Source organism: Ruegeria sp. BG3 (genome assembly GCF_056538485.1).
Genome location: NZ_JBQFTE010000008.1, coordinates 20949 through 45693, shown reverse-complemented (window position 1 = coordinate 45693; position 24745 = coordinate 20949). Strand labels below are relative to the sequence as shown.

The 24745-nt window shown below is 58.6% G+C and carries 25 protein-coding genes; 12 read left to right on the top strand and 13 right to left on the bottom strand.

Going from position 1 to position 24745, the window contains the following annotated elements:
- Positions 1 to 3: 3 nt before the first annotated feature.
- Positions 4 to 993: a GlxA family transcriptional regulator gene (locus ACR0AI_RS13535; protein ID WP_419739271.1), complete on the top strand. Its 990-nt coding sequence runs from the start codon at positions 4 to 6 to the stop codon at positions 991 to 993.
- A 30-nt stretch (positions 994 to 1023) separates the two neighbouring features.
- On the opposite strand, the gene speB is transcribed toward ACR0AI_RS13535, so the two are convergent.
- The 6 genes from speB to ACR0AI_RS13505 form a co-directional block, all read right to left on the bottom strand.
- Positions 1024 to 2007: an agmatinase gene (gene speB, locus ACR0AI_RS13530; RefSeq protein ID WP_480674731.1), complete on the bottom strand. Its 984-nt coding sequence runs from the start codon at positions 2005 to 2007 to the stop codon at positions 1024 to 1026.
- A 97-nt stretch (positions 2008 to 2104) separates the two neighbouring features.
- Positions 2105 to 3583, bottom strand: coding sequence for an aldehyde dehydrogenase (locus ACR0AI_RS13525; protein ID WP_480674729.1), 1479 nt, complete (start codon positions 3581 to 3583; stop codon positions 2105 to 2107).
- A 9-nt stretch (positions 3584 to 3592) separates the two neighbouring features.
- Positions 3593 to 4627: an LLM class flavin-dependent oxidoreductase gene (locus ACR0AI_RS13520; RefSeq protein WP_480674727.1), complete on the bottom strand. Its 1035-nt coding sequence runs from the start codon at positions 4625 to 4627 to the stop codon at positions 3593 to 3595.
- Positions 4627 to 5547 (bottom strand): flavin reductase family protein, encoded by a 921-nt coding sequence (locus ACR0AI_RS13515; protein WP_480674725.1) that lies wholly within the window; start codon positions 5545 to 5547, stop codon positions 4627 to 4629. Before ACR0AI_RS13515 ends, ACR0AI_RS13520 begins: the two co-directional genes overlap by 1 nt.
- The gene (locus ACR0AI_RS13510) at positions 5544 to 6332 is read right to left on the bottom strand and encodes an alpha/beta fold hydrolase (RefSeq protein ID WP_480674723.1); all 789 of its coding nucleotides are present in this window, start codon (positions 6330 to 6332) and stop codon (positions 5544 to 5546) included. The genes ACR0AI_RS13515 and ACR0AI_RS13510 overlap by 4 nt, the downstream gene beginning before the upstream one ends.
- A complete protein-coding gene (locus tag ACR0AI_RS13505; protein ID WP_170473740.1) occupies positions 6304 to 6903 on the bottom strand; it encodes an amino acid synthesis family protein in 600 nt (199 codons plus the stop codon). Before ACR0AI_RS13505 ends, ACR0AI_RS13510 begins: the two co-directional genes overlap by 29 nt.
- Before the next feature lie 106 nt (positions 6904 to 7009).
- On the opposite strand from ACR0AI_RS13505, the gene ACR0AI_RS13500 reads away from it, so the two are divergent.
- From ACR0AI_RS13500 to ACR0AI_RS13460, 9 genes are all read left to right on the top strand, one after another.
- A complete protein-coding gene (locus ACR0AI_RS13500; RefSeq protein ID WP_480674720.1) occupies positions 7010 to 7849 on the top strand; it encodes a LysR substrate-binding domain-containing protein in 840 nt (279 codons plus the stop codon).
- Between the two features lie 64 nt (positions 7850 to 7913).
- Positions 7914 to 8957 (top strand): pyridoxal-phosphate dependent enzyme, encoded by a 1044-nt coding sequence (locus tag ACR0AI_RS13495; protein WP_480674718.1) that lies wholly within the window; start codon positions 7914 to 7916, stop codon positions 8955 to 8957.
- Entirely contained in the window at positions 8954 to 10099 is a 1146-nt protein-coding gene (locus tag ACR0AI_RS13490; RefSeq protein ID WP_480674716.1) for a M24 family metallopeptidase, read from the top strand. The genes ACR0AI_RS13495 and ACR0AI_RS13490 overlap by 4 nt, the downstream gene beginning before the upstream one ends.
- Positions 10096 to 10806 (top strand): maleate cis-trans isomerase family protein, encoded by a 711-nt coding sequence (locus tag ACR0AI_RS13485; protein WP_480674714.1) that lies wholly within the window; start codon positions 10096 to 10098, stop codon positions 10804 to 10806. Before ACR0AI_RS13490 ends, ACR0AI_RS13485 begins: the two co-directional genes overlap by 4 nt.
- 136 nt (positions 10807 to 10942) lie before the next feature.
- The gene (locus ACR0AI_RS13480; RefSeq protein ID WP_170556042.1) at positions 10943 to 12043 is read left to right on the top strand and encodes an ABC transporter ATP-binding protein; all 1101 of its coding nucleotides are present in this window, start codon (positions 10943 to 10945) and stop codon (positions 12041 to 12043) included.
- Between the two features lie 102 nt (positions 12044 to 12145).
- Entirely contained in the window at positions 12146 to 13237 is a 1092-nt protein-coding gene (locus ACR0AI_RS13475; protein ID WP_170380379.1) for an extracellular solute-binding protein, read from the top strand.
- Between the two features lie 70 nt (positions 13238 to 13307).
- Entirely contained in the window at positions 13308 to 14582 is a 1275-nt protein-coding gene (locus ACR0AI_RS13470; RefSeq protein WP_170556043.1) for an ABC transporter permease, read from the top strand.
- 5 nt (positions 14583 to 14587) lie between these two features.
- Positions 14588 to 15799, top strand: coding sequence for an ABC transporter permease (locus ACR0AI_RS13465; RefSeq protein WP_170640181.1), 1212 nt, complete (start codon positions 14588 to 14590; stop codon positions 15797 to 15799).
- 160 nt (positions 15800 to 15959) lie between these two features.
- The gene (locus tag ACR0AI_RS13460) at positions 15960 to 17171 is read left to right on the top strand and encodes an aminopeptidase P family protein (protein WP_480675069.1); all 1212 of its coding nucleotides are present in this window, start codon (positions 15960 to 15962) and stop codon (positions 17169 to 17171) included.
- Between the two features lie 56 nt (positions 17172 to 17227).
- On the opposite strand, the gene ACR0AI_RS13455 is transcribed toward ACR0AI_RS13460, so the two are convergent.
- A complete protein-coding gene (locus ACR0AI_RS13455) occupies positions 17228 to 17527 on the bottom strand; it encodes a hypothetical protein (RefSeq protein WP_480674712.1) in 300 nt (99 codons plus the stop codon).
- Positions 17528 to 17846: 319 nt separating this feature from the next.
- Here ACR0AI_RS13455 and ACR0AI_RS13450 point away from each other — a divergent pair, with 319 nt between their 5' ends.
- Positions 17847 to 18836, top strand: a complete 990-nt coding sequence (locus ACR0AI_RS13450) for a Hint domain-containing protein (protein WP_480701357.1) — start codon at positions 17847 to 17849, stop codon at positions 18834 to 18836.
- Between the two features lie 94 nt (positions 18837 to 18930).
- On the opposite strand, the gene ACR0AI_RS13445 is transcribed toward ACR0AI_RS13450, so the two are convergent.
- Positions 18931 to 19668: an anti-sigma factor family protein gene (locus tag ACR0AI_RS13445; RefSeq protein ID WP_480674708.1), complete on the bottom strand. Its 738-nt coding sequence runs from the start codon at positions 19666 to 19668 to the stop codon at positions 18931 to 18933.
- Positions 19665 to 20237 carry an RNA polymerase sigma factor gene (locus ACR0AI_RS13440; RefSeq protein ID WP_480701355.1) on the bottom strand — a complete coding sequence of 191 codons (573 nt, stop codon included), beginning with the start codon at positions 20235 to 20237 and terminating at the stop codon, positions 19665 to 19667. Before ACR0AI_RS13440 ends, ACR0AI_RS13445 begins: the two co-directional genes overlap by 4 nt.
- Positions 20238 to 20285: 48 nt before the next feature.
- Between ACR0AI_RS13440 and ACR0AI_RS13435 the strand changes: the two genes are divergently transcribed.
- Entirely contained in the window at positions 20286 to 21224 is a 939-nt protein-coding gene (locus ACR0AI_RS13435; protein ID WP_480674704.1) for a c-type cytochrome, read from the top strand.
- Positions 21225 to 21286: 62 nt separating this feature from the next.
- On the opposite strand, the gene ACR0AI_RS13430 is transcribed toward ACR0AI_RS13435, so the two are convergent.
- The 4 genes from ACR0AI_RS13430 to ACR0AI_RS13415 all read right to left on the bottom strand — a co-directional run bounded on the left by ACR0AI_RS13430 (position 21287) and on the right by ACR0AI_RS13415 (position 24727).
- Complete coding sequence (locus ACR0AI_RS13430) at positions 21287 to 21739, bottom strand: SRPBCC family protein (protein WP_480674702.1); 453 nt, start codon at positions 21737 to 21739, stop codon at positions 21287 to 21289.
- A 106-nt stretch (positions 21740 to 21845) separates the two neighbouring features.
- Positions 21846 to 22658, bottom strand: coding sequence for an XdhC family protein (locus ACR0AI_RS13425; protein WP_480674700.1), 813 nt, complete (start codon positions 22656 to 22658; stop codon positions 21846 to 21848).
- Between the two features lie 12 nt (positions 22659 to 22670).
- Positions 22671 to 23861: a vWA domain-containing protein gene (locus tag ACR0AI_RS13420; protein ID WP_480674698.1), complete on the bottom strand. Its 1191-nt coding sequence runs from the start codon at positions 23859 to 23861 to the stop codon at positions 22671 to 22673.
- A complete protein-coding gene (locus tag ACR0AI_RS13415; RefSeq protein ID WP_480674696.1) occupies positions 23861 to 24727 on the bottom strand; it encodes an AAA family ATPase in 867 nt (288 codons plus the stop codon). Before ACR0AI_RS13415 ends, ACR0AI_RS13420 begins: the two co-directional genes overlap by 1 nt.
- Between the last annotated feature and the right edge of the window lie 18 nt (positions 24728 to 24745).

Sequence of the window (24745 nt, the reverse complement as noted above, 5' to 3'; positions counted from 1 at the left end):
GGAATGGGTCGTCCCGAGATCAATTTTGCAGATGCAAGCACACGGGTGAATGAGCTGAACCGCTTCATTTTCCTGCTGACGCCGGGGTTCTCTGCTTTGGACCTTGGGGCCGGGATCGACTCATTGGGGGCGGCAAATGCCGCCTCCGAGCAGGCTATTTTTGAATGGAATATCGTCAGCGAAACCGGCGAGGCGGTGACCTCATCCTCGGGGATGACGGTTGCTGTTGATGACGGTTTGATCAAGACCCGCCGGGGCGATTGCATTGTCATTTGCGGGCCGATGACCGTGGATCGGTCGATCTCGAATGAGTTGAAATCCTGGTTGCGGCAGGGGCGTCGGTTCGGCGTTCAGCTTTGCGGCATCGGGGGTGGGTCCGGTATTCTGGCCATGGCGGGAGTGGCCAGCGGCCAGAGCCTGAGCGCGCATTGGAAACAGCAACCCGTGATGGTTGAGCTGTTCCCGACCGTGGAATCCAACTGCTCGGTCTTTGTGGATGAAGGCCCGATTGCGACCTGTGGTGGAGGTGTCACCACGCTCGATCTGTTCTCGTCGCTGATCGGTCAGGCCTGTGGTCAGACTGTTGCCTCCCGCGTGGCGGATCAATTGCTATATGCGTCGGTGCGTCCAAAGGACGGCAGGCAAACGCAGACGGATCTGTTCCGCTTTGGCCGCCGTCATGAGAAACTGGCAACCGCCATCATGATCATGCGCGAAAATCTTGAAAACCCGCTGTCGCCCAGTGTCGTGGCCGAAAGCGCGGGCCTCTCGACCCGACAGCTTGAGCGCCTGTTTCAGCGCTACGTGGGCACAAGCCCAAAGAACTATATGACGCGCCTGAGGCTCGAGCGTGCGCGCACCCTGTTGCAGCAAACCGATATGCGGGTGTTGGATGTGGCCATCGCCTGCGGCTTTGGCTCGGCCAGCTATTTCTCCAAATGCTTTCGCAGGTATTTCGGAACCTCTCCGCATATGCAGCAGAAGTCGGTCTGAAAGACCGAGCTTCAGTCCGAAAACCTGCTCTTACCCCGCGCTGGGCGAACCTTTGTGGTGCAGAATACGCCCAATCGTGTTCATAAGGATTTGTGCCGCCAGAATGGCGGTGCTGCCCGTGTGATCATAATCGGGGGCCACTTCGACCAGATCCAAACCCACCACATCACCGCGCTTGGTCAGACCGACGAGCAGTTCGAGCACTTCGTAATACAGGAAACCACCATGGCTGGGTGTGCCGGTGCCGGGCGCGATAGAGGGATCGAACCCGTCGATGTCTATGGTGACGTAGTACCTGGCGCCCTCCGGTATCCGATCCAGAACAGCCTCGGTCCCCAGTTTGCGCAACTGGCGAACAGACAGGATGTCTGACCCCATACGACGGGCATCCTCATAGCCCTCTTTTGCGGTCGATGAGACGTTGCGGATGCCGATTTGCGTCAGGCCCGAGACATAGGGTTTCTCCGCCGCGCGCCGCATCGGGTTTCCATGCCCGAACCGAACCCCGTGCCGTTCATCCACGAAATCCAGATGCGCGTCGATCTGAACAATGTGAATGGGGCCGTTCTTTTCGCAATCCGCAGCAAAGGCATCAATGCAGGGGATGTTGACCGAATGATCTCCGCCCAGAACCACGGGCAAGGCCCCGGCCTCAAGGCACTTTTCGACACCAAATTTTATGTTCTGGTGGCTTTTTTCGGTGCTGGTATGCACGATGTCGGCGTCGCCCAGATCCACGATCCGGGTGGTTTCCGATGGCAGGTAGGTGATGTCATCCTCGTGGTCGTATGCGCCGCCATGCCCGAAGGAAAACAGGGTCGAGGCTTCGCGGATGGCGCGTGGCCCGAACCGCGCGCCGGGCCGGAACTGAGTGCCAAAATCAAACGGAGCGCCCAGGATCGCGACATCAGCGTCGATCGCATCCCAGTCGCTGACATAAGGATATTTGCCAAAGGTCGAGATCCCGACAAAGGGCAAGTTTAACCGACCGCCTTCATATCCATGTGCGCTCATTCTTCAGTCTCCAACCGCTATTCTTGCGCCATAGTGTGGGATAATTTTCCGAAGGGCCATAGGGTTGTGGAGAAGAGGGCGAAATCTATCGCCACGCTCAGCGCATCACAAACGGGTTCGACATGGGTTGATCAGAGGTGTTCAGCCATACGGTCTTGGTGCGTGTGTAGTCCTGAATGGCCTCGATCCCCGCTTCGCGGCCATAGCCGGATTGGTTGTAGCCGCCAAACGGCGCGATGGGTGACACCGCACGATAGGTGTTGATCCAGCAAATACCAGCCTTCAATCGGGATGACACGCGATGCGCGCGGGCGACATTTTCGGTGAATACGCCCGATCCCAATCCGAATGGGGTATCGTTGGCCAGAGCGATTGCTTCCTCTTCGGTGTCGAAGGGCAACAGGGACATGACGGGCCCGAACATCTCGACCTTCAGGGTCTCGGTCTCGGGTGACGCACATTCGACCAGAGTGGGCGCCATGAAGTTTCCGGGCCGGTCGAGGGGCGCGCCGCCAAACCGGATGCGCGCGCCCTGATCGGAGGATTTTGCCAGTACCGTCTTGATATTGGCGATCTGCGCATTGGTGCAAAGCGGCCCGATATGGGTTGCGGCGTTCAACGGATCACCCACGATGACGTCTTTCATCTTCTCTTCGATCTTGGCTGCCAAGGCGTCCAGAATTGGGCGATGTATCAAACCACGTGAGCCCGCGACGCAGCTTTGGCCGGAGGCTCCGAAATTGCCTGCGATTAGCCCATTGGCGGCACCATCCAGATTGGCATCGTCGAACACCAAAATCGGGGATTTTCCGCCCAGCTCCAGCGTGGTTACGGCGAAGTTTTTGGCCGAGTTGCGAACCACGTGGCGCGCGGTTTCCGGGCCGCCGGTAAAGGCGATGCGATCCACGTCGGGGTGTCGGGTCAGGGGGATCGCGCAGTTTTCCGCGTCGCCCGTGATCACCGAGACGACGCCGGGCGGGAAACCCGCCTCCTCGACCAGACGTGCGAATTCCAGCATCGGCGCGGGCGCAATCTCAGAGGCCTTCAGCACCACCGAACATCCGGCGGCAAGGGCTGGCCCCAGCTTGGTTGCCGTCAGGAACATCTGCGCGTTCCAGGGCACAATTGCGACGACGACGCCGATCGGTTCGCGGCGGGTAAAGACATGCAGGTTGGGCTTGTCGATCGGAAGCACCGCACCTTCGATCTTGTCGGCCAAACCAGCATAGTAACGATAGTAGTCGCCGACATAGGCCGTCTGACTTGCCGTTTCGGCCAGAAGCTTTCCGCTGTCTTTCGTCTCGATCTCGCCGAGGCGCTTGGCATTTTGTTCAATCAGCTCTGCAAGCCTGAACAGCAGTTTGCCACGCGCGGTCTGCGTCAGATCCCGCCAAGCCGGGTCATTCAGGGATCGACGCGCCGCCGAGATGGCGCGATCCACATCCTCGGGCGCGGCGCAGGCGAAACTGGCCCAAGCCTCGCCAGTAGCAGGGTTTTGCGAGGTCATGACCTGCCCGTTGGCGCCCTCGGTCCAGGTTCCGTCGATGAAAAGCTGATAGTGTGGGTTCTGTTGCATCAAGGGTCCTCATTGAAACTTTGGCATCACGTCGTCGATAAACCGGGCCAGCGAAGCGCGCTTGCGCTCAAAGCTCATGCCGCTGTCGATCCAGAACGAGTATTCATCATAACCAAGGTCTTCATAGTGCTTCAGGCGATCCGTGACCTGCTCAGCTGTGCCAACTGTCAGATCACGGCCCATGTTTTCGGGCGCCATCATGGTGTTGGCGGCCATTTCCTCATCCGTCAGAGTTTGGATCAGCCCCTGATGTACGGGTCGCTTGTTCTGAAACCACGCGCCGAAATAATTGTAAAAGCGCGAAAGCTCTTGCGTGGCCTGATCCACATCGGCGGCGTCCTGCCCGACATAGGTGTGGTGAAGCAGCATGATCTTGGGGCGCGGCCCGTCATAGTTGGCGCAGGCATCATTGAAGCGGCCCATCAAGCTCTCAATCTCTGCGTTGCCTTGCCAGAGAGGCGTGACCTGAATGTTGAAGCCATTCTGGACGCCGAATTCGTGGCTGTTCGGGTCGCGGGCAGCGATCCAGATCGGTGGCCCTCCGTCTTGTACGGGTTTCGGGGCGGAGGTGGTGGCGGGGAATTGGAAATACTCTCCCTCATGGGCGCAATCTCCCTCCCACAATTTGGGCAACAGGGGGGCTATTTCCCGCATGCGCTGGCCCGCGTCCCAGGCATCCATGCCGGGGATCAACCGTTCATATTCATAGGAATAGGCCCCGCGCGCGATACCCAGTTCGATGCGTCCCCCGGTCATAAGGTCCGCAGCGGCCGTTTCACCGGCCAGTTTGATCGGATGCCAGAAAGGCGCGATGACCGTTCCGGTGCCAAGGCGGATGTTTTTGGTGTGATGCGCGATATCGACGAGGGACATCAATGGATTGGGCGCGATGGTGAAATCCATCCCGTGATGCTCGCCCGTCCACACCGCTCGCATACCGGCGTCATCAGCCATTTTGCACAGCTCGATAAACTCTTCATACAGTTTCTCATGAGACTGTTCAGGGTTGAGCCGCTCCATATGAGCAAAGAGGGAAAACTCCATCATTCAGTCCTTTCCGAGAGAGTATGTACATCGCCCCGCTGTGCGTCGCCGAGGTATAGAGAAAAGTCGCGGGTCAGGCTTTCAAACGCAAAGCGGGACATCATGGTGGCGATGGCCGGAGTTGCGAAAGTCAGGTTTGCAAGTTTTTCGATGGCAACCGCTTCAAGGGTGCTGTTGAGCGGCAAAGCCAGTGCCGACGCGAGCGTATAGACATGGTGGGTCGTGGCATCGTCGTAAACTGAATAGACCGTACCCAAATGCGCTGTGATCCCGCGCGCTGCCAAGTCTTGCTGCAGGCTTTCGCGCAGGGCTTGATGATCCGACAAACTGATCTGCGGCGGGCGGTATCCGGCGTCGGTTTTCTCCAACAGCACCTGACCGTCGCATTCGATGATCGCGCCGCAGACAACGGATCGACCCGTGGCCTCCATTGCGCCGCGTTCAAGGCCAAGACTGAAATACTGCCCGTTGGCATATCCGAGGCCTCGGGTTTCGGTATGTGAATAGGCCTCAACCTCTCCGATCAGAACGCAGTGATCTCCAGCCTCGATGGCTTGATGGGCCCGACAGGAAAACGTCGCAACTGCGCCATCCAGAAGAGGGACGCCATTGGCGTCCAACTGATGCGCGGTTTTAGCAAACCGATCCCCTTTGAACCCTGCGAAGGTGTTTGAGACATCCTCTTGCCCCTCAGCCAAAATGTTCACCGCGAAATGCGCGCAGCTCGCGAAGGCATCGTAGGAGGACAGGTTCTTGCCCGGGCAAACCAGCAAAAGCGGCGGGTCCAGAGACACGGATGAGAAGGAATTGGCAGTGAACCCCAACGGAACGCCCGCGGCATCGCGCGTCGTCACAACTGTGACGCCGGTCATGAAGCTGCCAAAGGCGCGCCGCAGGTCGCGAGGATCGAGACTGGTCATTGTTGCACCTCATTCAGAAAGGTTGACAGTGCGGCGTTAACCTCTGCGGCGTGGGTCATCGGCATCATATGAGCAGCGCCCCTGATGATCTGCGCCCGCCCGTTCGGAACAAGCTCCGCCATGGCGCGTGACATGTCCGGGGTCGAGTTGGGCTCAAGATCACCCGTTATAAACAAGGCGGGGTAGGTGAGCGTCTTCAAATCGTCCCGGCGTGGGATCGGACTGTTGGCAAATACCGTATAAGCTTGCTTGTAGGCCGCTGGATCTGTGGTCGTCAGCCAGGTTCGGCACGCAGCACATTCTGGCGGATCAGTGTCACCAAACCAACGCTGTAGAGTGACCGTCGGATCACTTGGTGTTTGACCGTCAAGTGCGGCGGCGCGGGTTGTAACGGCCTTTGTGGCCTCGGAACTGCGTTCGAAAATGGCGTTCAGTGCAACGACACCGGCGACATGTTGCGGTGCCCTTGCCGCAAGATCGAGCGCGATCATTGCGCCCATGGAATGACCAACAACGACCGTTGGTCCCCCCAGTTGATCCAGAACGCTTAATGTAGCTTCGGTGTATCCCGACAACTCTGCGCGCGTGCTGCCTATTGGGCTTTCACCATGACCTGGCATGTCCGGTGCGGTCAGACGCGCCACCGATGCCAGCGCGTCCAATTGGGCGACCCAGGCCTCGGCGCGCAAACCGACACCGTGCAGCAACAGGACATTCGGCCCCGCGCCGGTCTGGATTGCTGCAAGCCCGCCGATCTCAGACCGCGGCCGGGTTGTCCACGTCATGGCCCAAATCCTTGAGGTCCTGATAGCGGTCGCCAATGCGGTGATGCGGCCTGCCCGAGGTCGCCGCGCCAAGCACAACAACGATCTCGTCGTCTCGTGGCGCATCTGGGATCGCGAACTGGATGGTCAGATAATGCGAGCGCCGCCCGGCGTCGTTCTTGTCCATCAGCGGCACCATGATCGGAGCGTTCGCGGGCCCTCGGGTGTTGGTAAAGGCCAGATAAGACTTTGCGTCGACGGCCTGCCGGTAGTGATTGCCAAAACGCAGAGTGTGAATGAGGCCCGAGGCATGCTCGACTTCGCCATTCAGACCAACCACTGCGGCCTTGCCATAGGCCTCGATCGCATCTCCGCTGCCGGCCAGCGCAATCATGCGCTTGGTCATCATCTCACCCAGAACGGGACCATAGGCCTGAATCTCGGGCTTCAGGTCTTCGACATATCGGCCGGCCCATGGGTTGGTGACCACAGCGGCCACGGCGAACATGCGCCATGGGGTCTTCGCGGGGCGAAACCCTTCGACCAGAACCTCTTCATCATAGGTTACGATTTTGCGTATTTCCGGCTGCATAAAACTTCTCCTGTCGCGCGGGCCGACGTTAGAAACGGGGCTGGTTTTTGACAAATGATAGAATTATGTGCTTTGACATTAACAAGACTAATGACTGGCTTGGCCTATGGCAAAATCACTTCCTCCTCTGACCTGGTTTCGATCCTTCGAGGCCGCCGCCCGCACGCTCAGCTTTACCGCCGCGGCCGAGGAAATCGGTCTGACGCAATCGGCCGTCAGCCAGCAGGTGAAATCGCTTGAGTTGCGTTTGGGGGCATCTCTTTTCGTGCGCCATCCGCGCAGTCTGGCGTTGACGGATGCGGGCCGAAAGCTGCTGCCTGAGGTGGGTAAGGCGCTTGAGGCGCTGGCTGTTGCCGCCGGGCAGGTCGACACCAACGCGTCCGGAGACGTTCTGACAGTTGCGACCTCGGTCAGTATCGCGCAATGGGTTATCGCCCCACATCTGCCCGCGTTTGCCCATCAGCACCCGGATATTCGCGTGCGGCTGCTCAGCGCGATTTGGCCGGACGATTTCAATGCATCCCAGGCGGATGTGCAGGTGCGGTTCGGATCGCAGAAACAGGTGGGGCAGGGGGCTGTTCGCCTGATGCCGGACCGGCTTGTTCCCTTCAAGTCTCCGGCCCTGTTGGGGGACATATCGGATCTGCCTCTGATCGAGGCGGTAGGGACGTCAGGCGGGTGGAGCAGGTGGTTGGAAAGCCAAAGGTTACAAAGCCAACCCACCGTTTTTGTTGATACCTTTGGCATGGCGCTTCAATTGGCGGCGCATGGGGGTGGCGTGGCTTTGGTGAGCGAGCTTTTGGCGAAACACGCGCTTGATACGGGCTTGGTCGAGCGCGCGCATGACGGCCCAATCGACAGCAATGAGGGGTATTTTCTATCCGCGAATAGCTCGAACCCGGCGGCGCGGTTGTTTCATGACTGGTTGTTGGATCAGGTAGGCTAACGATCAGGAGAGTTGACAGATCAGGGGCGATCGGATCACGTCAGGCAAAATGGCGGGGAGACACATGAAGATCGTTGCGAATACACACAGGGCAGGTCCCAAACTTGCGCCCTCAGCCCCTTATCCGTCAACAGATGCGGCCCGCGTTGCGGCCTTGTTGTCCATGTGCCCGGCGGCGAAGGGAACCCCGTTGGTGGATGCGGCAGGCCTAGCCCCGGTTGCGCAGCTTTGGGTCAAGGATGAACGCGCGCGTATGAATCTGGGCTCGTTCAAAGCCCTAGGCGCGGCCTATGTGATTGCGCGCCATGCTGCCGAAGCCTCGGACGCGCCGGGTGCAGAAACACTGGCAGGGTCAACCTACGTGACCGCCAGTGCCGGTAATCACGGGATGAGCGTCGCGGCAGGCGCGCGGATGTTTGGCGCAAAAGCTGTTGTTTATATTGCCGAGACGGTGCCCGAGAGCTTTGCCGCACGGTTGAAAGGCCAAGGCGCCGAGGTTGTGCGCAGTGGCTCTGACTATGCAGCCAGCATGCAAGCCGCAGGCGACGCGGCTGAGGAAAACGGGTGGACCTTGCTCTCGGACAGTTCATGGGAGGGGTACTATGAGCTGCCTTGGACGCTGATGGAGGGGTATCTGCAAATGGCGTCTGAAGCGGTGGATAAATGTCCCCAACCCCCGACGCACATCATGTTGCAGGCCGGTGTTGGTGGTCTGGCCGGGGCTGTCGCCGCTTATGCCCGCAAAGCCTGGGGTGACGCGCCAAAAATAGTTGTGGTCGAACCTGAAGCCGCGCCCGCCCTGCAGGCCAGTATCGAGGCCGGGTCATGCGTGTTCGCCGATGGACCGGACAGCATTATGGGGCGTTTGGATTGCAAGGAGCCTTCGCTTATCGCGCTGAACGGATTGGCGCGCGACGCCGACCTGTTCCTGACACTTTCGGATGAGGACGTGTCCGAGAAATTGCCCGCCATGGCCGTGGCGGGGTTGGAGACAACAGCCTCGGGCGGCGCTGGGCTCGCAGCCGTTCTGAATAGCCGGGCGAGGGCCGAATTGGGAATGACCGAGACCTCACGTGTGCTGTGCATTCTCTCCGAGACCGCGGAATGAGGGGGTGCGCGCCATCCGAGTTTGAAGCGCGTACCAAGCGCGCGCAGAAGTTGATGGATGCGGCGGGCCTGTCGGCGCTTTTGCTGACAACCGAAACGGATCTACGCTATTTCACCGGGTTTCTGACCCGGTTCTGGGAAAGCCCGACCCGCCCGTGGTTCCTCATTGTGCCAGCCACGGGCAAGCCGATCGCGGTGATCCCGTCGATCGGGGCAGCCCTCATGGCGCAGACATGGATCGATGACATCCGCACCTGGAGCGCGCCTGATCTACAAGATGACGGTGTTTCTCTTTTGCGTGACGCGCTGGTCGAGGTGACGCCCACAGAGGGACGAATTGGGGTGCCGGATGGGCATGAGACGCATCTCCGCATGCCTTTGGCAGACCTTGAACGATTACGAGGCCAGCTTGGAACAAGGGCGCTGACAGGCGACAGCGGCATCATGCGCCAGTTGCGTATGGTCAAATCTCAGGCCGAGATTGCCAAGATCGAAACCGCCTGCAGAATTGCCGGTCGGGCCTTCGCCCGCGTCCCCGAGATCGCCGGGGAGGGTGTGCCACTGGATGAGGTGTTCCGCCGCTTTCAGATGCTGTGCCTGGAAGAGGGCGCCGATTGGGTGCCCTATCTTGCAGGCGGGGCCGAACAGGGCGGCTATGCGGATGTGATTTCACCAGCCTCTCGCGTACCGCTCGCGCTGGGCGATGTGTTGATGTTGGACACTGGTTTGGTTTGGGACGGATATTTTTGCGACTTCGACCGAAACTGGTCAATCGGCCCGCCTCGGCCTGATGTGGCAAACGCCCATGCCCAGTTGATCGAAGCCTCGGATGCTGCGTTCGATATCGCCCGGCCGGGCGCAACCGCAGCGGATTTGTTTCATGCCATGGACGCGGTTCTCACGGCAGATGCAGAGGGTACGGACGCGGGTCGCCTGGGGCATGGATTGGGAATGTCCCTCACCGAATGGCCGTCCCTGATCCCTACGGACAACACCGTTCTGGAGCCGGGCATGGTTTTGACTCTGGAACCGGGCATCGCTGTCGGTGACAAAATTCTGGTGCATGAGGAAAACATCGTCGTCACTGACGGCACCCCACGGTTTATCAGCCCAAGGATCGGGCCGGAGATGACGCAGCTATGACCCATGTCCCTTACACTCTGGATGAAGACGATCCAAGAGCCTCGCCGATTGGGCTGATCGTTTTGCAGGTCGATGAGACGCTTGAGCCTGAATTCGGCGCATATTTCGCGGACCGCAAATACCCCCTTCACATCACGCGCATTCCCAGCGGTATTGAGGTTACGACCGAAAGCCTTGCCGAGATGGAGAAGGCGCTGCCTGCAGCAGCGCGTTTGCTTCCCAATGCGCGACCCTACAATGTTGTGGGTTATGGCTGTACCTCGGCCAGTTCGGTGATCGGGTCAGAGCGCGTCGCAGAACTGGTTAAACAGACATGCAACACAAGCGAGGTTACGAATCCCCTGCGCGCGGCCACCGCTTGCGCCGCCGACCTCGGTGTTTCGAAATTTGCCCTGCTGTCGCCTTACATTGAAGAGGTCAATATTCCGCTCCGCACCGCGTTTCAGGCCAATGGAATAAGCATGGATGTGTTTGCAAGTTTCGGGCAGGCAGAAGAGGCCAAGGTGGCGCGGATCTCGACGGAATCCGTGGTCGAGGCGGCCTCGGACCTGGGCGCAGATCCGGCGGTCGAGGCGGTGTTCCTGAGTTGTACCAACCTGCGAACTCTCGACGCGATACCGAAAATCCAAGAGCGGATCGGAAAACCTGTTTTGTCGAGTAATCAATGCCTTGCGTGGCATATGAGGCGCTTAAACGCTGTGCATTGACAAGTAAGTGTGAACTCAATTTTGGCAAAAGCACCATAACTTGTTGCCAAGTGCGTATCGCTTGGTCTTAACTGTGGACCACAGATCAATGAAATCCGAAAGCCTCGGGTAATCATTTGACGAAACAGGGGGTCTTGTGACCGGTACAACGAACGACGCCGCGTTTGTCGAATTTCAACGCGTTCAGAAGTCTTATGATGGCGAGAATCTCGTCGTTAAAGATCTCAACCTTGCAATGCCGAAGGGCGAGTTTCTGACAATGCTCGGGCCGTCAGGTTCAGGCAAGACAACTTGCCTTATGATGCTCGCCGGGTTTGAAACCGCTACCCATGGTGAAATCCTGCTGGATGGAAAGCCCATCAACAATATCCCGCCGCACAAACGTGGGATTGGCATGGTGTTTCAGAATTACGCTCTGTTCCCGCACATGACGGTGGCCGAAAACCTTTCGTTTCCTCTGGAAGTTCGCAAGCTGGGCAAGTCCGAGCGCGACGAAAAGGTCAAACGCGCTTTGGACATGGTGCAGATGGGTGCCTTTGGCGGTCGCCGTCCGGCGCAGCTTTCAGGTGGTCAGCAACAGCGGATCGCTCTGGCACGGGCCTTGGTTTTTGAGCCGGAACTGGTTTTGATGGACGAGCCGCTGGGCGCGCTGGACAAACAGCTGCGCGAGCACATGCAGTTCGAAATAACCCGACTGGCGCATGAGCTGGGCATCACCACCGTTTACGTGACCCACGACCAGACCGAGGCGCTGACGATGTCAGATCGTGTCGCCGTTTTCGACGATGGCCGCATTCAGCAGCTGGCCCCGCCGGATCAACTCTATGAAGAGCCCGATAACAGCTTCGTCGCGCAGTTCATCGGCGAGAACAACACGCTGGAAGGTGTGGTCAAATCCATCGACGGCGACGGCTGTGTGGTGCAGCTGGATGACGGATCAGAAATTGATGCGGTGCCGATCAATGTGCACAACCCGGGCGAACGGACCAAGGTTTCGATCCGTCCGGAACGTGTCGAATTCAACAAGGATCGTCTGCATGCCGACGCGCATACGCTGAAGGCGACGGTCAAGGAATTCATCTATATGGGCGACGTGTTCCGCTTCCGCATGTCTGTGGCGGGCAATGACGAGTTCATCGTCAAAACCCGGAACGCCCCCGATGCAATTCGCCTGCAACCCGGTCAAGAGATCGATATCGGTTGGCTGGCAAAGGATTGTCGTGCGCTTGACGCATAGACCAAGCCGCGCGGCACAAGCGCGGTTACACTGAGGGACCGGCTGGCGAAAACCCGTGCGTCGGCTGACCATACAACAAACGGGAAATACTGGGAGTTTTACATGAAACCAACAAAGACACTGCTGACTGCAGCGGCTCTGGCAACAGCGGCCGGTGGCGTTTCCGCCGAAGAGATGACAATCGTGTCATGGGGCGGGGCCTATTCCAAATCGCAGCTCAAGGCCTATCACGAGCCCTATTCGGAAAAGACTGGTGTCACGATCCTGAACGATGACAGCTCGGCCGAAGCGGTTGCCAAGCTGCGCGCGATGAACGAAGCCGGGAACATCACCTGGGACGTGGTTGACGTTGTTGCGGCGGATGCGATCCGTCTCTGCGACGAAGGTCTGGCGATGGAAATCGATCCAGACACCATGCTGGCCCCGGCACCTGATGGCACGCCCGCATCCGAAGACTTCGGTGATCTGCTGGTTAGCGACTGCTTTATCCCGCAGATCGTTTACTCGACCACATTCGGCTATCGCACCGACCTGGTTGGTGACACACCGCCGACAGACGTCTGCGCCGTGTTTGATCTGGAAAACTATCCGGGCAAGCGCTCGCTGGAAAAGCGTCCGATCAACAACATGGAATGGGCTCTGATCTGTGACGGCGTTGCCAAGGACGACGTTTATGACGTGCTGGCGACTGCAGAGGGTCAGGATCAGGCTCTGGCCAAGCTCGACACCATCAAGGACAGCGTTGTCTGGTGGTCGGCCGGTGCGGATACTCCGCAGCTGCTGGCTGATGGCGAAGTCATCATGGGCTCGACCTATAACGGTCGTCTGTTCAGCGTGATCGAAGAACAGAATCAGCCCGTTGCCATGCTGTGGGACGCGCAGGTGTTCGATCTGGACGGTTGGATCATCCCGGCCGGTCTGAGCGAAGAGCGTCAGGCACGCGCACTGGACTACATCATGTTCGCGACCGACACTCAGCGTCTTGCGGATCAGGCCAAGTACATCTCGTACGGTCCGGCCCGTGCCTCGTCGGCTCCGCTGGTGGGTCAGCATGCCGATCTGGGTATCGACATGGCGCCGCACATGCCGACCGATCCGAACAACGCCAAGAACACGTTCCTGTATAACTACGAGTTCTGGGCTGACTACCGCGACGACATCGACGCCAAGTTCCAGGCGTGGTTAGCGCAATAAGCGTCTGATTTCATGACAAAGTCGGGGGCGGCGCGCCGCCCCCGGACCAAAGAAAACCCAAGGGGCACTGATGACTGACGCAAGCCAAAACGCCGGACCTATGCTGGCAGCGGATGGAACGCCGCTCAAGCAATCGCTGGCACGTTCGTTGAGGCGACAAAAGCTGCGGGCGCTGATGCTGGTGGCCCCTCTCCTATTGTTCGTGCTGTTCTCGTTCATCGTGCCGATTGCATCGATGCTTTTCCGGTCGGTGGAAAACAGCATTGTGCAGCAAACCCTGCCCCTGACGGTCGAAGCCTTGCAAAGCTGGGACGAAAACAGTGGCGAACTGCCTGACGAGGCCGTCTATGACGCCTTTGTCCGCGACATGGTCGTGGCGGTCGACAACAAGACACATACCCGACTGGGCTCGCGCCTGAACTACGAAGAGACAGGCATGTCCTCGATGTTCCGCCGCTCGGGTCGGAAAATGGGTAAGCTGGATCCCGAAACAGATGGGCCGTTCAAGGATCAGGTGATCGAAATCCATGAGGGCTGGGGCGAACCGCAGACTTGGGCGGTGATCAAGACTCACTCGCCCGCCGTAACGAATGGCTATTTTCTGAACGCGGTCGATATGCGCCGCACGCCCGAAGGCGCGCAGGCGCAGCCCGAGGACAAGCAGATCCTGATCAAGCTATTCGGGCGTACTTTGTTCATGTCACTGGTGATCACCGCGTCCTGTATCCTGTTGGCATATCCGGTCAGTTACCTGCTGGCGACCCTACCGATGCGGGTGTCAAACTTACTGATGATCCTTGTTTTGTTACCCTTCTGGACCTCGCTATTGGTGCGAACCTCGGCGTGGAAGGTCATGCTGCAACAACAGGGTGTGATCAACGAAACGCTGGTTTGGCTTGGGTTGGTGGCCGATGACGCCCGACTTGTCATCATCAACAACCAGATCGGCACGATCATCGCGATGACGCATATTCTGCTGCCGTTTATGATCCTGCCGATGTACTCGGTGATGCAAACAATACCCGAGTCCTACACCCGCGCCGCGAAATCCATGGGCGCGACGAATTGGACGACCTTCTGGCGCATCTATTTCCCGCAATCCATTCCGGGCATCGGCGCTGGATCGATTCTCGTGTTCATTCTGGCCATCGGCTACTACATCACGCCTGAGATCGTGGGCGGCACCAAGGGCGTCTTCATCTCGAACCGGATTGCCTACCACATCTCGTCCTCGCTGAACTGGGGGCTGGCCGCGGCGCTGGGTACGATACTGCTGGCCGTCGTGCTGTTGCTCTACTGGTGTTACGACAAGATCGTCGGCATTGATAACGTGAAGCTGGGATAATCGACATGGCCGCACTTACTCCGATTTCCCGCAAACCAATGTCCATGGTCCTGCCAAGCGTTGCGCTGGCAGGGGCCTTCGCCGGTGTCTTCGTTGGCGCAGGTAATGGTTCGATCCTTCTGGGCATCATTGGCGGAGCTGCCCTGATCGCGGCACTGGCTTGGATCTACATCGCTGTTCTAAAGAATGAGAATCTGGCCCGCTGGATCACCATTTTGGGTTTCGGCATCGCCGGATTTCTGATTTCGGGTCCCATGGGCGGTGTTCTGGGCCTGCTGGGCGGCTGGTTCTTCGCATGGTTCATCTATTGGCTGTATGAGGGCCGCTATCGCCGCAAACTGTTGCCGTATCTGACTGCGAAACAGGTGTTCTATCACTACCTGTTCCGTGTGATCTGCGGTGCAATCTTCGTCTTCCTGATCACGCCAATCCTTGTGGTTCTGCCACTGTCGTTCAACGCGCAGGACTTCTTCACCTTCACGCCCGAGATGCTGCGACTCGACCCCGAGGGCTATTCGCTGAAGCATTACCGAGACTTCTTCACCAACAATGAATGGCAGCGTAGCTTCAAGAACTCACTGATCATCGCGCCAATTGCCACGGTGATCTCCGTCTCGCTTGGCACGCTCGCGGCCATCGGCCTGAGCCAGAGCCATGTTCCCGGCCGCCGTGCCATCATGGGCATCCTGATCTCACCCATGATTGTTCCGCTGATCATCTCGGCCACCGGCATGTTCTTCTTCTACAGCGATATCGGTCGCTTCATGGAAGGCACGCTGGGCATGAACAAGAACTTCGTGGGCTATGTGAAGGTCATCCTCGCGCATGCGGTTCTGGGCATCCCGTTCGTCATCATTACCGTGACCGCCACGCTGGTCGGCTTTGACCGCTCGCTGACGCGGGCAGCTGCGAATATGGGCGCAGGGCCGGTACGGACCTTCTTCAAGATCCAGATGCCGCTGATCCTGCCGGGCGTGATCTCGGGTGGTTTGTTTGCCTTCATCACCTCGTTCGACGAGGTTGTCGTGGTGCTGTTTGTCGGTTCGGCCAGCCAGAAAACCCTGCCATGGCAGATGTTCACTGGTTTGCGCGAACAGATTAGCCCGACCATTCTGGCGGTGGCCACGATCCTCGTGGTGATCTCGATCGCGCTGCTGACTACGGTCGAATTGCTTCGTCGCCGGTCCGAGCGTCTGCGGGGGCTTTCCCCCGCTTGACGCAAGCGCGCGCCTGATCTAACGATTCACCTGTTCATCCCAGCCGCGATGGCGTCGCGGACGCACTGGGATGATCGGCTCTCGGACCCCGAGACCGCCTGTCCTGAACGCCGGGACAAGTGGCCGGGTTTGCCGCCCGGCAAAGATGAGAGACCTGAAAATGACAAATCGCCCCGAATTCTTCACCTGCCACAATGGCGACAAGGCCCCCCTGCCGTTCAGCAAAGGCGAATATGACCGTCGTCTGGGCAAACTGCGCGCTATCATGGCCGCACGAGATATTCCCGTGGTGCTGCTGACGTCGATGCAGAACATCGCCTACTACTCGGGCTTTCTGTACTGCGCCTTTGGCCGCCCCTATGGCTGCGTTGTCACGCAGGACGCCTGCACGACCGTTTCGGCCAATATCGACGCGGGCCAGCCGTGGCGCCGCTCGGTCGAGGACAATGTGATCTACACCGATTGGAAGCGCGACAATTACTGGCGCGCGGTTGCCAGCCTGATCGGCGGCGCGAAACGGATCGGGATCGAAAGCGATCATATGACCCTCGCCGCGCGCGATACGGCTTTGGCGATGCTGGGTCAGCCTGAACTGATCGACATCGCGCCCGATACCATGGCGGCCCGTATGGTGAAATCCGCCGAAGAGATTGAGTTGATCAAAGGTGGTGCCCGCACCGCTGACGTGGGCGGAGCCGCCATTCACGCCGCTATCCGCGAAGGCGCAACCGAGATCGAGATCGCCATGGCCGGTCGGGACGCAATGGAGGCGGAGATCGCCCGCGCTTATCCCGAAGCCGAATACCGCGACACTTGGGTCTGGTTCCAGTCCGGCCTCAACACCGATGGCGCGCATAACCCGGTCACCAAACGAGCGCTGCAAAAGGGCGATATCCTGTCGCTGAACACCTTCCCGATGATTTCGGGTTACTACACAGCTCTGGAGCGCACCTTGTTTCTGGGCGAACCCGACGCCGACAGCCTGCGCATCTGGAAGGCCAACGTCGCCGCGCACGAGCTTGGCCTGAGCCTGATCAAACCCGGCGCGACCTGTTCCAGCATCACCGCCGAGATCAACCGCTTCTTTGAAGATGAGGGCCTGCTGCAATACCGCTCCTTCGGCTATGGCCACTCCTTCGGCGTGCTCAGCCATTACTACGGGCGCGAGGCGGGTCTGGAACTGCGCGAGGATATCGACACGGTTCTGGAACCCGGAATGGTCGTTTCGATCGAGCCGATGCTGTGGATCCCCGAAGGCCAGCCCGGAGCCGGTGGCTATCGTGAGCATGACATTCTGGTGGTCGAAGACAACGGGGCCGAGAACATAACCGGTTTCCCTTATGGCCCGGGTCACAACATCATCGAAGCGTGATGCCAATCGGGTGGGGCGCAGGCCCCACCCTTCGCGAAAGACACGCAGAGTGCGGTCTAGGCTTGATAAAACGGGTCCAGCTTCGCCTTGGCTTTTTCGTTCACGATTGGGATATAATTCACGCGTCCACCCGCAGATTGTGGAATGGCCTGCTCAAGCGCCTCAAGGTCCCGCACTGCCAAAACGACCGCATCGCCGGTTTCCCCGCCAAAACCCGCGATCTCTTCATCGCTGAAACCGATCAGTTGAACGACGTCTTTGGCCAGAAACATTTTCACTTCAACAGATTGCGATAACTTGAGAATTTCGTCTTTCAGCCGCTGGGCTGTTTGGGCAGGCATGGTAACGACGGCCATTTTCGGTCCTGGTTGATTGGGTTCCGCTGTATTTGAACACACTACAGGAAAACAATTCTAGGCTTGTGAATTTAAAGATGCATTAATACGCAGGAAATAGAATATTATTATTCTAAGCGGTTTATGTGGTTTGGGAGAAGCAGTAATGCCATTCCTGTTTGATTGGTCAACTCTAGCCAGCGCGAACAGTTCGACCGTGCTGACGGACGGTTCTAATTCTTCAACGCTAACCGTGGCCTCTGATCCAGGGGTGTTTTTCAGCGGCTTTCTTGGCGGAAACCTGTTTGTTTCGGGTATCCCAGGGCCTGCGACATCAGAAGTGACGTTTTCAACCGCTGTCAAAAACGTGACGTTCGAAATTCTGGATCTGGACAGCAACGAATTCTCTTTCGACGATAGAGTGACGGTTCTGGCGTTTGATGTGAACGACAATCCGGTCCCTGTAGTCTTTTCCAACCTAAGCCCGTTTCACGTCCAGATCGGCAACACGGTCGAAGCCAGCGGGAATGTGTCTCCGGGTGTCGAAGGAGCAGGCGCACCAGATTCGTTGACCGTTTCCATCCTAGGCCCGGTGTCCCGGATTGAGGTCATCTTCGAAGGGGGTCTGTCTTCGGGTGCAAATACCGGTGCAATCGGCTTTGGTGATATCTCTGGCGACATTCTGTGTTTGTGCGCGGGAACCATGATTGAAACACCGAACGGCCTAACTGCCGTCGAAGATTTGTCGGTGGGTGACATTGTTCTGACCAAGGGAAATGGCCCGCAGCGCTTGCGGTGGGTCGGAACCAAGACGGTGGACTTCGCGGCCCAAGGGGCCGCTGCGGAAAAACTACGACCTGTCCGTATCTCTGCTGGCGCGCTAGGGCAGGGGCTTCCGGCAAAAGACCTGCTGGTGTCCAGACAACACCGCATGTTGGTGTCCTCCAAAGTGTCCGAGCGTATGTTCGGCAGTCCCGATGTCCTTGTGTCGGCGATAAAGCTGGCCGCGCTGCCTGGGATTTATGTGGATGAAGACATAACCGAGGTCGTCTATTTCCACCTTCTCTTCGATCAGCACGAGGTCATTTTCGCCGATGGCGCCCCCTCGGAGAGCTTGTTCACTGGCCCCGAAGCAATCAAGGCAATTTCGGAAGAGGCCCGAGAAGAAATCTTCACCCTCTTCCCGGAAGTGAAAAATCAGGGCTACGCCCCGGAAACGGCATATCCCGTGCCAGCCGGTCGTTTGCAGAAGAAATTCGTCGAGCGGCATCTGAAGAACGGAAAGCTGGTTCTCGAGGACACGCCCATGGCGTCAGACCGCCTGCATTAAGCGTTCACAACTCGATCTAGCCGGAGTCGTCTCTAAAGTTTGAACTGGAGTGGTCGTCTTCGGCCTCTGCGATTGACCAAGGCCCAGGCGCATTTTAGCTGGAAATTGCCTCGGAAAATGCGGTCAGGCGATCGCTCAGATCGCTCTGCCCATCGGCGCCGATGATCATATAGCCATAGCCATCTTCCGCCCAAGTGGCCGTTGCCAGCCCGCTGAGAACGGCAAGGTTCACATCCTTGTCCGGTGCCCCTGGCCCTTGACGGATCACGCAAAAGGCAAAGGGCCGCCCCTGATCATCCGCAAAGACGACCTGAACCAGTGGCTTTCCCTTGAAAGACAGAACCTGAGCGCGTTTCAGCTCTGCACCCGGCAAGGCGCTCAGGGCTTCGCGATTCAGTGATCGGCCCAGCGTGGCTTCGGCCTGAGCAAACTGGGCCTCAAGCGCCTCGGGAGCGGTGTCCAGAGTGGCAATTGTTTCAGGTACATAGAGCGATTGGTAGATCGCCGCCTGCTGCGCCCAGCCCAACGGCGCGGGTCGTGTCGCCCACAACGTCGCTGAAACCGCCACAATCGCGACCGAGGCCGCGACGGCCAGCAATCGAAAAGGTTGAGACGCGGGTTGAGACGTCGCGCGGTCCGGCAAGGTGATCTGAGGCACATCCTGCGGAACATCCTTGAAGACCGAATGCACAACGGGTGCAAACGGATCAAGCGCCATCAGGCGCTGTTCCAGTTCTGGATCGGCTTCGATCGCGCTCTCGATCTCTTGCGCGTCGGTCTCGTCCAGATTTCCATTCAGATACGCCAGCAGCGTTTCATCGGAAAACGTCATTTGCCACCCCGTCGAACGGCGTCCGCAGCCTCGTGCTGCATCACGGTTTTCAGTTTCTGCCGAGCCGTAGATAGTCGGCTCATGATTGTTCCAATCGGCACCTCAAGCAAGGCTGCTGCCTCGCGATAGCTATACCCTTCCACGAAGACAAGCATCACGGTCTCGCGCTGTGCCTCTGGCAGGTGCATCACTTGAGTAAACACTTCAGCCGCGAAAATATTCGTTTCTGAATCCGGTCCTGTTGCAATTAATTCGGTTTCTGGGGTCACAGACAAGGCCTGCGCCTTACGAACGGATCGCGCGCGCACCTCATTCAGCCAGATCGAGCGGCAGATCGTCATCAGCCAGCTGTCCAACCTGTCATGGGATATCACCTGATGGTGACGCTCAAGCGCGCGCAGGCATGTGGATTGCAAAAGGTCGTCGGCCACATCCCGGGCCCCCGACAGGGCAAGCCCGAACCGCCACACGCGTTTCGAATGCGTCTGGATCGCGCCGCGCACGGCCTGTTCCGAGCTGATTTCACCACTCATCGAATAAATCGTGACCTGTGTGTGTTTGTCTTTCACGGACCGGGCCCGCGGGGTCAGAAATTACATAACCTGAGGAGAAATGAAATGAAACTTCTGTTGAAAGCAGTCACGATTGCGTCTGCAATTGTTGCAACCCCGGCTCTTTCGGAAAGTTGGACTTTGTCCTCGGATGCCTCGCACCTGGCTTATGGCACGATCAAGAAAGACACAGTGGGCGAGGTCAACTCCTTCACCGGGCTGAGCGGTCATGTCAGCCCTGATGGCAAGGTCGAGATCGAGATTGATCTGTCCTCAGTAGAAACCAATATCGACATACGCAACGAACGGATGATCGAATACGTGTTCCGCAAGGCAGGCACCGCTGCCCTGACCGCTGAATTCGATATGGAGGAGGTCTCGGGCCTTGCCGTGGGCGCATCGTCGATCATCGATGTCGAGGCCGCGTTGTCTCTGGTCGGGACCGAAATCGAGTTCGACGCCGAGATGTTTTTGGTTAGACTGACCGAGACATCGGTGATGGTATCTACCAATGATATGGTTTTTCTCAGCACCGAGGATGCAGGCGTGGATGCAGGCGTTGACAAGCTGATGGAACTGGCCGACCTACCCGGCATCACGCGGACCGTACCGATCACCGCGCGGCTTGTGTTTACGATAGACGGAAACAAGGCCGAAGCCGCGACCGCCGCCCCAGTTGCAATCGCCGCAGTGGACGGGGATCTCAAAGCGGGCAAGAAGGTCTTTCGCAAGTGCAAAGCCTGCCATCAGCTGAAAGAAGGCCGCAATGGCGTAGGTCCCTCGCTTTTCAATGTGGTGGGTGCATCTGCGGGGCAGGTGGACGGATTCAAATATTCCGACCCGCTTGCCACTGCCGATCTTGTCTGGACGCCCGAGAATCTGGCGGCTTTTCTGACTGACCCCAAAGGGTTTCTGCCTGGCAACAAAATGCAGTTCCCCGGCCTGAAGAAAGAGGCTGACATCGCCAATGTCGTCGCCTACATGCAGGATGAGGCACAGGGCTAAGGGAAATCAGAGGGAGTGTGGCAGGCCCTGCCACACCCGTTTATATACGTTAAACGCAACGCCTATTGAACGAATTGTTCTGCAACGACTTCTCCGAACTTGTCGAAGAACTTGCCGGATAGCTTTTTGGCCGTCCCTGCAATCAGGCGGCTGCCCAATTGTGCGATCTTGCCGCCGATCGTAACCTTGGCGGTGTAAGACAGAACCGTCTCGTCTCCGTCGGCGGTCAGGGTTACATCTGCGCCGCCTTTGGCAAAACCAGCCGCGCCGCCTTTGCCTTCGCCGGACAGCGAAAACGCATCTGGCGCCTGGGAGTTGTCCAGCGTCACTTCGCCGTTGAAGCGGGCCTTGACCGGGCCGATTTTCAGGACGACTTTGGCCTCGAGATGTTCGGGCGAATGCTGGATTAACTCTTCGCAGCCCGGAATGCATTCACGTAGCACATCGGGATCGTTGAGCGCGCGGTAAACAGCATCCTTAGGGGCAGCGATGCGGATTTCGTCAGTGAGTTCCATCTGGGGGGTCCTTTTTTAACAACATTTCGGAAAGACACGGAGGGCTTTTTCGGTCGCCTCTTCCGCGGTCAACTCGGGCTGCGCCGCCTTGAAAGCGTGCAGCCAGTTAAGCCATTTTCTCATCATGGGATGTCTCCTGGGATTTATCAGAGTTACGCCACATGATGATTTCAGCCAAAATCGAAAGCGCGATTTCATGCGGGTCGATGGCGTGGATATCCAACCCGGCGGGCGATTTCAGGCGCTTGGCCTGTTCAGTGCTCAGCCCTTGTGTTTCCAGTTTGGCACACAGCACTTCGGCCTTGCGGCGGCTTGCGACCATGGACACGCGGCGCGCGGGTGATTGCAGCGCAGCTTTCAATGCCGCTCCGTCGCCTTTGCCTTGTGACGCCACCACTACAAAATCACGCGCTTCAACGCCCAATGCGTTCAGGTCGTTGGGATCAAAGGGGGTGAATTTCACCGTGTTTTCAGCACCCTCAGGCAAACACACGCGCAACCCAGCCAGTGCCGCATGGGACGCCAACGCCTGCGCGATCGGAGAGTCTCCGAATATGATCAAGCGCGGGGCGTGTTGATAGGGTTCGATCAGCATGTCCACTGTCCCTCCGGATGGGCACCCGCTTTTGTAGGTCTGAACACCGTCCGGGTCGGCCATAGACACAACCTTGTCCGAGGGTTTGACGCGGATCATTTTCGGCTCACCCGACACCAGCGCCTCTTGCGCTGCGGCGCGTACGGCCCGTTGTACGCAGGCACCCCCCAGATGGCCCAGAACCGTACCGTCGCGGGTGATGGCCGCCTTGCCTCCGGCCTTGGCCGAGGTCGCATCGGCGGTGCGCAGGACTGTCGCCACGCAAAAGGCATCGCCGGTGCGGCGCAGCTCTTCAATCGTGTCGAAAATGTCGAAACCTGCCATCGGTATATCCTTTCACAGTTTTCTGAATTCAGGTTCCAGCGCTGCCAGCGCCTCAAGTGTATTGGCGGGCAGATGGGCGTCCAGATAGGGTTCTGCGGCCTGCATGGCAGCGGCAACGGGTTGGTAATTTTGCCAACCTTTCAGCGGGTTCAGCCAGACGACCCGGCGCGCTTTGCGTTGAATCCGTTCCAGAACCTGCCCCAAGGCCTGCGGAGCTGTGCTGCAATAGCCATCCGACAAGATCAGCACGATCGTCCGTCCGTTCAGCGCCCGCGCGCCGTAACCATCCAGAAAGCTATCGAGACTGCCAGAGATATCGGTCCCGCCGCCAAACCCTTCGGCCATCAGTGAAAGCCGCCCCGCAGCGCGGATTGAGTCGTGATCGCGCAGTGCGTCTGTCACGCGCATTAGACGGGTATGGAACAGATAGGCGTCGGCTTCGGTGCCGCTGCCGATCAGGCCCTTGAGAAACGCCAGGAAAACGCGGGAATAGACGGTCATGGACCCACTGACATCGCATAGCGCAACGATCCGCATCGGTCGCGGCGGTCGCGCACGGCGATAGAGGTCCATCGGCTCTCCACCCCGTGCCAGACTGGCCCGTTGTATCCGTCGCATGTCCAACGTCCGACCACGCTGCGCCTGTTTATGTCGGCGAGATCGGCGGTCGCGGATTGCCCGAGCCAGCTGGGTCGCGGCGCGTTCGGCCTGTCTCAGCGACTCGTCATCCATCAACTCGCGCAGATCCCGGCGCGACAGGTTGGCCGTTCGGGTCGCAATCAACTTCCCCTCCATCCCTTCGGCCTCCCCGTCGCCCGGATCAGGAGTGGCGGCTGCCTGATCTGTATCCGTTTGCGGATCCTGTTCGTCTTGTGTTTGCTGCTGCCAGATCTTCGGTTTCGCCGACTGCACCCGTACATGTGCGGTCTGCGCTGTCCCACTGCGCTGCTTGCCGACATTGAACCAGTAGGCGTCGAACAGCTCATCAAAGCGTCGCCAATCCTCGGCGCTGCCCGTCAGCAACACGCACAAAGCCTGTCTGGCCTGTGCCGCGTCGGTTGCCTCGACCGCCGCCAAGGCGGCCAGCGCGTCACCGGTTTCGGCGGGACCCACGCGCAATCCGTTCATCCGCAGATGGGCCATGAAGCCGCTCATGCGGTCCGCCAAGCCTGCCGCGCGGGAAGGGAACCGGGTGACCTGCATCACGCAACCTTCCCGATCAAGCGATCCAGAACCTCAGGCGGGGCGGCGTCATAGTCGGCGGCGGTTTTCAGCAGGCACACCAGCGTCGCCTGCACCTCGCCCCGAGACTGGGCCATGTCGTTCACACCCAGCCCCGACAGGGCGGCGGCCCAGTCCAGCATCTCGGCAATGCCCGGCGTTTTCTCAAGGTCTTCTTTGCGCAGGGCCTGAACAACCCCGACGATCTGACGTGCCAACAACCCTTCAACAGAGGGCATGCGCGCCCTCAAGATAGCCATCTCTGTCTCGCGCGAAGGATAGCCGAGATAGCTATACAAACACCGCCGCCGCAATGCGTCTGAAAGGTCCCGCGTGCCATTGGCCGTCAGGATCACAATCGGGCGGGAGCGTGCCTTGATCGTCCCAAGCTCCGGAATCGTGATTTGAAAATCAGACAATATCTCAAGCAGATAGGCCTCAAACTCCTCATCTGCGCGGTCAATCTCATCTATCAAGAGAACCGGAGGGTTGTCTTCACTGATCGCCTCCAAAAGGGGCCGTTTCAGAAGATAGTCATCCGAGAATAACTGCGCTTCGCTTGTGCCACCTTGGGCTTCACTCGCGCGGATGGCCAGCAATTGTCGTTGGTAGTTCCACTCATAAATGGCGTGGCTGGCATCCAGGCCCTCATAACACTGTAAGCGGATCAACCGCGCGTCGTGTTGGGCAGCCAGAGCCTTAGCGACTTCGGTCTTGCCAACGCCTGCCGGACCTTCCAGAAGCAGGGGCCGCCCCAAAGCCTGCGCCAGATGCAGCGCCATCGCCAACCGATCATCAGCAACATAACCCTGCGCGGCCAATCCGTTCTGCACGTCACTCAAAGTCAAAACCAGGATCCATTCTTC

What these genes read in the sequence shown, in the direction of transcription:
- ACR0AI_RS13535 (WP_419739271.1), top strand. Translation starts at nt 4, where the DNA reads ATGGGTCGTCCCGAGATCAATTTTGCAGATGCAAGCACACGGGTGAAT.
- speB (WP_480674731.1), bottom strand. Translation starts at nt 2,007, where the DNA reads ATGAGCGCACATGGATATGAAGGCGGTCGGTTAAACTTGCCCTTTGTC.
- ACR0AI_RS13525 (WP_480674729.1), bottom strand. Translation starts at nt 3,583, where the DNA reads ATGCAACAGAACCCACACTATCAGCTTTTCATCGACGGAACCTGGACC.
- ACR0AI_RS13520 (WP_480674727.1), bottom strand. Translation starts at nt 4,627, where the DNA reads ATGGAGTTTTCCCTCTTTGCTCATATGGAGCGGCTCAACCCTGAACAG.
- ACR0AI_RS13515 (WP_480674725.1), bottom strand. Translation starts at nt 5,547, where the DNA reads ATGACCAGTCTCGATCCTCGCGACCTGCGGCGCGCCTTTGGCAGCTTC.
- ACR0AI_RS13510 (WP_480674723.1), bottom strand. Translation starts at nt 6,332, where the DNA reads ATGACGTGGACAACCCGGCCGCGGTCTGAGATCGGCGGGCTTGCAGCA.
- ACR0AI_RS13505 (WP_170473740.1), bottom strand. Translation starts at nt 6,903, where the DNA reads ATGCAGCCGGAAATACGCAAAATCGTAACCTATGATGAAGAGGTTCTG.
- ACR0AI_RS13500 (WP_480674720.1), top strand. Translation starts at nt 7,010, where the DNA reads ATGGCAAAATCACTTCCTCCTCTGACCTGGTTTCGATCCTTCGAGGCC.
- ACR0AI_RS13495 (WP_480674718.1), top strand. Translation starts at nt 7,914, where the DNA reads ATGAAGATCGTTGCGAATACACACAGGGCAGGTCCCAAACTTGCGCCC.
- ACR0AI_RS13490 (WP_480674716.1), top strand. Translation starts at nt 8,954, where the DNA reads ATGAGGGGGTGCGCGCCATCCGAGTTTGAAGCGCGTACCAAGCGCGCG.
- ACR0AI_RS13485 (WP_480674714.1), top strand. Translation starts at nt 10,096, where the DNA reads ATGACCCATGTCCCTTACACTCTGGATGAAGACGATCCAAGAGCCTCG.
- ACR0AI_RS13475 (WP_170380379.1), top strand. Translation starts at nt 12,146, where the DNA reads ATGAAACCAACAAAGACACTGCTGACTGCAGCGGCTCTGGCAACAGCG.
- ACR0AI_RS13470 (WP_170556043.1), top strand. Translation starts at nt 13,308, where the DNA reads ATGACTGACGCAAGCCAAAACGCCGGACCTATGCTGGCAGCGGATGGA.
- ACR0AI_RS13465 (WP_170640181.1), top strand. Translation starts at nt 14,588, where the DNA reads ATGGCCGCACTTACTCCGATTTCCCGCAAACCAATGTCCATGGTCCTG.
- ACR0AI_RS13460 (WP_480675069.1), top strand. Translation starts at nt 15,960, where the DNA reads ATGACAAATCGCCCCGAATTCTTCACCTGCCACAATGGCGACAAGGCC.
- ACR0AI_RS13455 (WP_480674712.1), bottom strand. Translation starts at nt 17,527, where the DNA reads ATGGCCGTCGTTACCATGCCTGCCCAAACAGCCCAGCGGCTGAAAGAC.
- ACR0AI_RS13445 (WP_480674708.1), bottom strand. Translation starts at nt 19,668, where the DNA reads ATGACGTTTTCCGATGAAACGCTGCTGGCGTATCTGAATGGAAATCTG.
- ACR0AI_RS13435 (WP_480674704.1), top strand. Translation starts at nt 20,286, where the DNA reads ATGAAACTTCTGTTGAAAGCAGTCACGATTGCGTCTGCAATTGTTGCA.
- ACR0AI_RS13430 (WP_480674702.1), bottom strand. Translation starts at nt 21,739, where the DNA reads ATGGAACTCACTGACGAAATCCGCATCGCTGCCCCTAAGGATGCTGTT.
- ACR0AI_RS13425 (WP_480674700.1), bottom strand. Translation starts at nt 22,658, where the DNA reads ATGGCAGGTTTCGACATTTTCGACACGATTGAAGAGCTGCGCCGCACC.
- ACR0AI_RS13420 (WP_480674698.1), bottom strand. Translation starts at nt 23,861, where the DNA reads ATGCAGGTCACCCGGTTCCCTTCCCGCGCGGCAGGCTTGGCGGACCGC.